Here is a 2,034-nt window from a genome sequence, read left to right on the forward strand (position 1 = left end):
CGGCACTCCGATTTATCGTGAAAGGCCGAGCAAGACAGAGAAGGCCCCAAGCAAACAAGCGCATGTCCATGTCGCTCCGGCCGCTCAGCTTGGAGGCAGGCCATGAGAACAGTCCTGGTCGGTGGCTCCGTCTAGATTCCGATCGTTCAGGTCCTGGTGGGGCACGATCGCCTGCGGCCTTGCTCGGAGGAGCAAGTCGAGGTTCTGATGTCGAGCATTTCTGAAGTCGGGCTGATCAACCCGATTTCAGTCTTCGCCGAGCGGGCCAATGATGGCATCCTGGTCAACAATGGCTATCAGTTGGTGGCCGGGCTCAATCGGTTGGAAGCCTGCAAACGGCTCGGCTGGAAAACGATCCCGGCGGTGATGCTCGCCCTGGACGATCTCCACTGCCAGCTGGCCGAGGTCGATGAAAACCTGTGCGGCAGCAAACTGACCCCGGCCGATCGGGCACTGTTCACCCGGCGGCGCAAGGACATCTATCTCGCCCTCCATCCGGAAACGCGGAATGGTGGTGACCGGGGGAATCAGCATACGGGCGGCGTTCAGAGGCAGAACGACAATTTGTCGTTCTGCCAAAACACTGCTGCCCAGACCGGCGTCGATCGCCGCACGATCGAGCGCGACACCGCCCGTGGCGAGGCCTTGGGCGACGCGGTCCTGACGGATGTGCGAGCTCACCCATCCCCTCATTTTCACACAACCTGAAATAGTCCATTGAAAGCCGGGTCCGGCCCGATGAACTCGGCGAAGCGAGCCATGAGGGGGTGGAGGCGTTGGTCGGGCATGGTGGGGATGAGTTGGAACAGCATGCAGCCCTGCCGGAACAGGGAGTGGGTGCGGGTTTTGGACGTGTTGGACTTGAGCAGGCGATCAAAGCCGAGGCTCTCGCCGGCGGCGCCGAGCAGAGTCAGGAGGACCATGGCGAAGGCGTTCACCAGCAGCAGGCGGTCGCGACGGGTGGGCTCGCTGATGCGGGTGGCGGCCAGCCCCATGCCGAAGGTCAGGTCTTTGATATCGCGGAAGTTTGGTTCGATGGTCCAGCGCTTGGCATAATGATTGACGATCTGCGCGGTCGGCGCATCGGGGTCGCTGGCGGCCAGGCACCAGGGTTCCTTCATGCCCTTGGCGTGAACGCACACGACCGCGCCCACGGGCGTCTGCGCGGCGGCGGTGACTCCGGCGCCGCGCAATTTGCGGGCGCGTCCGCCCTTGCCGACCCACCCGGCCGCGGGCCGCGTCTCACCGGAGGCGTCGGTGACATGGATGTTGCCGCGAAAACGGATGACGAACCCAAAGCCCAGTTCTTTCAAATAAGAGAACAGCTTATGGTCGCCGAAGCCACGATCGGCCAAAATCGTCACCTTGGTGCCCGGGGGCACAACCGCGGCCAGTCGGGCCAGGCACGCGTCTTCGATGGCATTGCGCTGGTCGGTCAATTCGTCCTTCCACACCGACAGCCACAGCAACGGCGTCGCCCGGCCGTGGCTGGTCACCAGATTGAACGCCAAGGTTGTTTGCCCGTCATGGTCGAAATCGGTCCAATCCATGGCCACCACGATCTCGCGCCGGGCCCCGATCCGCTGCGGCACCCAATAGGCAAAACTCTCCCATACATCAATGCCCTGGTTGCTGAGCAAGCGGTCCACCTGCTTGATCGCATGCTTGGTGATCAAGCCCTTGGCCAAGGCCAGGGCCTGCCCGATCATCGCGACCGCCAGAGAGGCGCCGACCATCACGCCCAGCGTGGCGTCGGCCAGCGAGTTCACGCGCTTGACGTGCAGATCGTCGCCATAAACCCTACCAATAAATTCCCGTACGTCCGCCACCTTCTGTCCCAGCCGGTTCCCGATCATCGTCATGGTCGCTCTCGTTCAAACAAGGCCCATGATCTTGTAGAGCATCCCGCGAGCCAGATCTAGATGTTGGTGGTCGAAAATGAGGGGATCCGTGAGCCACCAGCTGTCCAATTACCGTTTCGACACGGCGGCGGGTCTTCATGAGCCTCTGAACTACTTCTTTCGGCCGAGTGTC

The 2,034-nt window shown here is 62.2% G+C and carries 2 protein-coding genes; one reads left to right on the forward strand and one right to left on the reverse strand.

The genetic code is table 11. The features are described from left to right. Positions 1–156: 156 nt before the first annotated feature. A complete protein-coding gene (locus QZY44_RS13780; RefSeq protein WP_295447143.1) occupies positions 157–708 on the forward strand; it encodes a ParB N-terminal domain-containing protein in 552 nt (183 codons plus the stop codon). Here the strand turns inward: QZY44_RS13780 and QZY44_RS13785 are convergent. Beyond that, positions 696–1,856, reverse strand: a complete 1,161-nt coding sequence (locus tag QZY44_RS13785) for an IS4 family transposase (protein ID WP_295447144.1) — start codon at positions 1,854–1,856, stop codon at positions 696–698. The genes QZY44_RS13780 and QZY44_RS13785 overlap by 13 nt on opposite strands. Positions 1,857–2,034: the final 178 nt, after the last annotated feature.

The organism is uncultured Thiodictyon sp. (assembly GCA_903837595.1).
GTDB lineage: Bacteria > Pseudomonadota > Gammaproteobacteria > Chromatiales > Chromatiaceae > Thiodictyon.